Annotated in this window: 3 protein-coding genes and 1 pseudogene; 3 read left to right on the top strand and 1 reads right to left on the bottom strand. The window is 60.9% G+C overall.

Annotated features, from left to right (window positions below; translation table 11 throughout):
- A pseudogene (locus tag BSG17_RS14525) lies at window positions 1–1,035 on the bottom strand (hypothetical protein); the annotation flags it as partial.
- 1,959 nt (window positions 1,036–2,994) lie between these two features.
- Between BSG17_RS14525 and gap the strand changes: the two are divergent.
- The 3 genes from gap to pfkB all read left to right on the top strand — a co-directional run bounded on the left by gap (window position 2,995) and on the right by pfkB (window position 6,013).
- Window positions 2,995–4,050: a type I glyceraldehyde-3-phosphate dehydrogenase gene (gene gap, locus BSG17_RS14515; RefSeq protein WP_089825330.1), complete on the top strand. Its 1,056-nt coding sequence runs from the start codon at window positions 2,995–2,997 to the stop codon at window positions 4,048–4,050.
- A gap of 197 nt (window positions 4,051–4,247) precedes the next feature.
- Window positions 4,248–5,036: a class I fructose-bisphosphate aldolase gene (locus BSG17_RS14510; RefSeq protein WP_089825328.1), complete on the top strand. Its 789-nt coding sequence runs from the start codon at window positions 4,248–4,250 to the stop codon at window positions 5,034–5,036.
- Between the two features lie 68 nt (window positions 5,037–5,104).
- Entirely contained in the window at window positions 5,105–6,013 is a 909-nt protein-coding gene (pfkB, locus tag BSG17_RS14505; RefSeq protein WP_089825326.1) for a 1-phosphofructokinase, read from the top strand.
- The last annotated feature ends 12 nt before the right edge of the window (window positions 6,014–6,025 follow it).

Genomic DNA, 6,025 nt, shown 5'->3' with positions numbered 1-6,025 from the left:
CTGTTGAGTCTGCGACTGGTCTGCGTCTGCGTTCTGCTCCTGGTCGCTCTTCTTGGCGTCCTGCTTCTGGTTCTGCTTTTGGCGAGCGGACTCGGTCTGGACCTGGTCGTTGTCCTCACCCTCGACGTAGGCGGACTGCGCCTGTTCGGAGTCGGCCTCCTGGCTCTGGTCGACGTGGGCACCCTTCTGTCGCTGGGTCTGGTCCTTGTCGGCAGCCTGCTTCTGTCGCTGGGTGTGGTCTTCACCGGTCTGGCCGGCGATCTGCTCCTGTGCGGAACCCTCGGTCTGCTGCTGGACGCCGCGGTGGCTCTTCTGGTACTGTCGCTGTTCGGAGTCGATCTCCTGGCTCTGGCTCTGCTTGCCGTCCTTCGCGTAGAGCTGGCCGCCGGACTGACGCTGGGTCGCGTCCTGTGCCTGGCTCTGGAGGCTGCGCTTGGAGTGCTGCTTCTGGGTCGCCTCCTGGTGGATGTCCTGGTTCTGCGTCTGGTCGTTGTTGTAGCCGACCTGGTAGCCTTCGCTGAACTGTTCGGCGTTCTGGAACTGCCCCTGGGCGCTCTTGTAGCTGTTTTGCTCCGAGGCGGCGCGCTGCCGGAGGTCCTGTTCGGAGGACTGGTCGTTGCGCTTGCCGTCCTGACCCGCGAGGCGCTCCTGCATCGCGTCCTGGATCTGCTCTTGGGCGTTGTGGACGCCCGCCTGGACGTTGGTGCCGTACTGGAAGACGTCCTCAGCGACGTCCTGCCAGTTGTTCATACCGAACTGATCAGCCTTCCCGGTCTGCGAGGAGCTCTGTGACTGCTCCTGGCTGCTGTGGCGGGTCTCGAACTGACCTTGGCCCTGACGCTGGTCGAGCTGTTGGTCGGTGTTCTTGTCGTTGTGCTTCCCGTCCTGGTTCTCCGTGAGTTGTTGGATGAACTCCTGGACTTGCGATTGGGAGTTGTCCAACGAGACGGACGTCGCGCCGGCGGCGCCGACGATACTTCCGGAGACGACGATCATCGTGATCGCGACGACGAACAGCCGCGAGATGACGCGCACCCGTCGGCTTCCGGAGGTACTCTGTCTACGTTGTGTGTGACTTTTGTCTGACATTGTTGGGGACGTTGACTTTCACGTAACGTCGATAACCCTGTTGGGGGACACGACACTTGGGTATGTCATCGGTGTCACTCTGGTAGAAGGCAGTTAACACGGCGTAGACCCCGGTTGGCAGTGCTTACCGGTCTGATAGTCTCGCTCGGTCACGTATCTGCTTCTATCTGATGTCCACCGCAACGCCCGATGTATTCGAGTGAACTGTCTGTTTCGGTCGTCCGACGGCCGTCTGTGCAGACACTACGTCGAAGTGGTCGCAGCACTCCGTCCGCGAGCGGTATTCTCAACGACGGTCCGGTCGCCGTTCAGTTCGACCCGCGTGACCTCGCTGGCGACGAGTCGGTGCGCGAATCTGTCTGAGCGTGCCGTTCTCCCGTCGATCACGGGATCTTTCGGCACGGTCGGGGGATCGTTTACACTCGGGTTCGCCGTCTACGGTCTCGTCGCCTTCTACTGTGGTAGTCTCCTGTTCTGCTGTCTCCGTCGTCGCACCGAGAGTGTCCTTTAGGAAATTTCACCGATACAGATGTGTTTGGATCCCAGAAAACCAGATCCGAACGAACTCACGGACTCGACGAGTACGTTCCGATCGGTTCCGGTCGGTTCTCTGAAACCGGTATTCGAACCTTACTCGACGAATAGAGCCTCGAAACACGACAGACTGATGTCTGACCTGTCCGGACGCGGTCTCAGACGTCCGTGGTCGCCGACGCTACTTTTGAAACGATTACGGAAGCGTTCCATCGAACTCTCGTGCTTCGTCGCGAAAGCCTCTGTACGTCTGTAGAGTCTTACCGTTTCTTCCCTCTCTTTGTACTCTTCCCGTAGGACATCGACGCTCGTACGATCTCCTGGCTCTCGAATCGGGCCTCACTCCGAGGCTCGCTTATTCGACTACTTCTGAATACTCTCTCAGCGGCTCGGTACGTCCGTTTCTTCACTCCCTACCGCAAGTACATCAGTTCTTGTCTTGATCGATGTGGGCGTTCGGAATCGAGTCGAAAAAGGGTCGGACCTTCTCGTCCTGACGCTGACGAGTCCTCTGACGACGCGGCCGTACGACCAGACGATAGGAATCGTCGTGTGGTCGCCGCGGTCGACAGCAGTTCCTAGCCGAGGTATCCGGGGACCAGTACAGCGGACCACACTACGACACTCGGAAAACAGTTCGTGACGCGAGCTCCGTGCCGTTTACGGTTTGTCGTTACGCGGCTACGTTTGTAATCACCCGACCGATCGAAGTTTGCCTCTCGTCGAGGCTCCGACACTCCCGAGACTGTCGGGGTTCCAGGGTCGGAACGCGAGGTCTCTGAGTGCACGCGAAGACGATGTCGAAACCGGTCTCGTGGGAGTCGGTGTGTCCGGTTCAGCAGCAGTCAGGTGTCGACGACTGGCTCTGCCGGTCTGAGATGATCCGACGCGGTGGTCGGATCGAACCACGCACTCACTCTCTGTATCGTCCGTGTCATCGTCGCGTAGTCGGCGGTCACTCCTCTATACTCTCCGCACGTCTCTTTCCAGAATTCCCTGCGACCGTCGAAACTACAGTCGGACTCCTTCATAGTGGGGAGACTACCTACCCGTTGAACTCTCACCCAGATGAAGCGACTGGTTGTATACACAAGTGTAGAGCCGTGCGGCGTGAACGGGGGACAGATGTCCAAACTAGGCGAACTGTTTAAACTAGCAAAACTAACCACGATAGCAGAACTGGCAGTGACGAACGGCTTGCGGGACGAGTCTTCCAGTCGAATCTCGAAAAGGCAGACCGTTTCGACGGCGTTCTCCGCAATTCGCGCCCACGTGAGCTTGCTTCTCAGGGAGCCGTTTATTTCCGAGTATATGATAAGGACTGATCATATTCAGTAGTACTTAGTAACGTTTTGTGCATACCTCTGTGTGATGAGCTTTCAAGACCGCTCGCACCTGAACGCGGGCGACGAAGTAGCCGGGAATGAGGTCGTTCGGGTCGGCTTGAACGGGTTCGGACGCATCGGACGCAACGTCTTCCGTGCAGTCATGGACGACCCGCGCGTCGAACTGGCGGGCGTCAACGACGTGATGGACTTCGAGGACATGGCGTACCTCGCGAAGTACGACACGGTGATGGGTCACCTCGACGGCGTCGAACTCGAAGAGGACCACCTCACCATCGGCGGAACGTCGGTGCCGCTGTACAACGAGCAGAGTCCCGCCGAACTGCCGTGGGACGAGCTGGACGTCGACGTCGCCCTGGAGTGTACGGGCATTTTCCGGACGAAGGACGACGCCAGCGAGCATCTGAAGGGCGGCGCGGACAAGGTGGTCATCTCGGCGCCGCCGAAGGGTGACAAGCCGGTCAAACAGCTCGTCTACGGCGTCAACCACGAGGAGTACGACGGCGAGGACGTCGTCTCGAACGCCTCGTGTACGACCAATAGCGTCACACCGGTCGCGAAAGTGCTCGAAGAGAACTTCGGCATCAACACCGGGCTTCTCACGACGGTCCACGCCTACACGGGCAGTCAGAACCTCATCGACGGGCCGAAGGGCAAGAAGCGCCGCGGCCGCGCCGCCGCCGAGAACATCGTCCCGACGACAACCGGCGCCGCGCAGGCCGCCACGGAGATCCTGCCGGAACTCGACGGCAAACTCGACGGGATGGCGATTCGCGTGCCGGTCCCGAACGGTTCGATCACGGAACTCGTCGTCGACCTCGAGGGCAACCCGAGCGCCGAAGCGATCAACGAAGCGTTCCGCGAGGCCGCCGACAACGAACTCGCCGGTGTGCTAGGTTACACCGACGACGAGGTCGTCTCCTCGGACATCGTCGGGTGGCCGTTCTCCTCGACGGTCGATCTCCAGTCGACGAACGTCGTCAACGACGGCGAGATGGCCAAGATCCTCACGTGGTACGACAACGAGTACGGCTTCTCGAACCGCATGCTCGACATGGCCGCGTTCGTCTCCGCCGAGTAACTCTCTCGGGTCACTCGACTCGCGTCCGCGTCGGTACATCTCCCGCTTTCTTTGGATCATAGAGCCGCTGGTGACGGTCCACTTCGTGGTCCAAAGTTGGCTATCAAGTTTCGTTATACACTTGTATTCTATTCAACCAGTAGGAAATAATCGTGTTCGGTAGCATTTAGTCGTCACTTCTGCAAAAGTGTGAATGGATGTTGTCAACGAACGACAGTCGAATCACGCGTAACGGCAAGGCGATCATCCTCGCACACGACCACGGGCTCGAACATGGGCCGACCAAGTTCGAGGGAGTTCGCGAGCGTCTCGACCCGGAGACGGTGTTCGAGATGGCGACGCACGACGCCGTGACGGGGTTCGCGGTAGGGAAAGGGCTCGCGGAGACCTACTACCCGTCCTACGAGGACGACGTGAGCCTGCTCGCGAAACTGAACGGTGGGTCGTCGCTCTGGATGGGCGAACCCGACACCGCCGTCAACTGGTCGGTTGACTACGCCGCGGAACTGGGCGCTGACGCCGTCGGGTTCACCATCTACCCCGGTTCGAACCACGAACTAGAGATGGCAGAGGAGTTCAGCGACGTTCAGGAGACTGCCCGCGAGTTCGACCTCCCGGTCGCGATGTGGTCCTACCCACGCGGACAGGGGATCAAAGACCACCGCAAGCCAGAGGTCATCGCGTACGCGACCCGCATCGCGCTCGAGCTCGGCGCCGACATCGCGAAGGTGAAATATCCGAGAAGCCCCGAGGCGATGCAGTGGGCCGTCGAGGCTGCCGGTGACTGCAAGGTCGTCCTCAGCGGTGGCGCGAAGACCGGCGACCACGACTTCCTCTCGACGGTCGAAGCGGCGATGGACGCCGGCGCAGCGGGTCTCGCGGTCGGACGTAACGTCTGGCAGCACGAGGACCCTACCTACATTCTCGATGCGCTCGAAGAGGTCGTGTTCGAAGGAGCTACGGCCGAAGAGGCACTCGACTCATAGACGATGACGGACGCACTGATCACGAGCCACTATCCCAGGCCCCCGACGAACGACTCCGGTGAGAACGGATGATACTGACAGTCACACTCAACCCCGCCGTCGACCACACGCTCCAACTTGACGACGAACTCACGTCCGACAGTGTCGCACGAACCGACACTGCGCAGTTCGACCCGGGCGGAAAAGGGATCAACGTCTCGAAGTATCTCGTCGAACTCGACGTCGAGACGACCGCGACGGGGTACGTCGGTGACTTCCTTGGCCGGTTCCTCCGAGAGGAGCTGACGACGCAGGGGATCCCGAACGACTTCGTCGAGATATCGGGCTGTACCCGTCTGAACACCACGATCCTCACTCCTCAGTCGGAGTTCAAGATCAACCAGAACGGACCGACGGTCGACGACACGGCGCTGGAGCTGATCGTCGAGACGATCGAACGACACAGTCCGGAGATGGTCGTCGTCGCCGGGAGCCTCCCTCGCGGTGTCGGTCCGGAGGCGATCGACTACATCGCCGACGCCGGGCCATGGGAGACGGTCGTCGACGTCGGCGGCGACGTCCTCGCTGATCTCGAGGCGGAGTACGCGCTCTGTAAACCCAATCGTGAGGAGCTAGCTGCCACCGTCGGCGGCGAGATCGACTCGCTCAGCGACGCGTTCGCGGCGGCCAGAGCGCTCCAGAAACGTGGGTTCGAACGAGTTGTCGCCTCGCTCGGCGGCGACGGAGCGATCATGGCGACGCCGGACACCGTCCTCTACACGCCGGCGCTCGACGTCGACGTCGTCGACACCGTCGGTGCCGGCGACGCGCTCCTCGCGGGTGTGCTCGCCGAACGGCAGCGGAGTGGGACCGACGAGGCGGCTCTCCGTGCCGGTGTCGCCGTCGCCTCACGCGTCGTCGCCGTTTCCGGAACGAGCGTTCCCTCGCTCGACGACGCGCTCTCGAACATCGAGGAGATGACCGTTACAGCACACTGAGGGTGTTTCGTC

Source organism: Halogranum amylolyticum (genome assembly GCF_900110465.1).
Taxonomy (GTDB): Archaea; Halobacteriota; Halobacteria; order Halobacteriales; family Haloferacaceae; genus Halogranum; species Halogranum amylolyticum.
The sequence above is the reverse complement of the archived record's forward strand: the minus strand, read 5'-3'. Positions and strand labels throughout refer to the sequence as shown.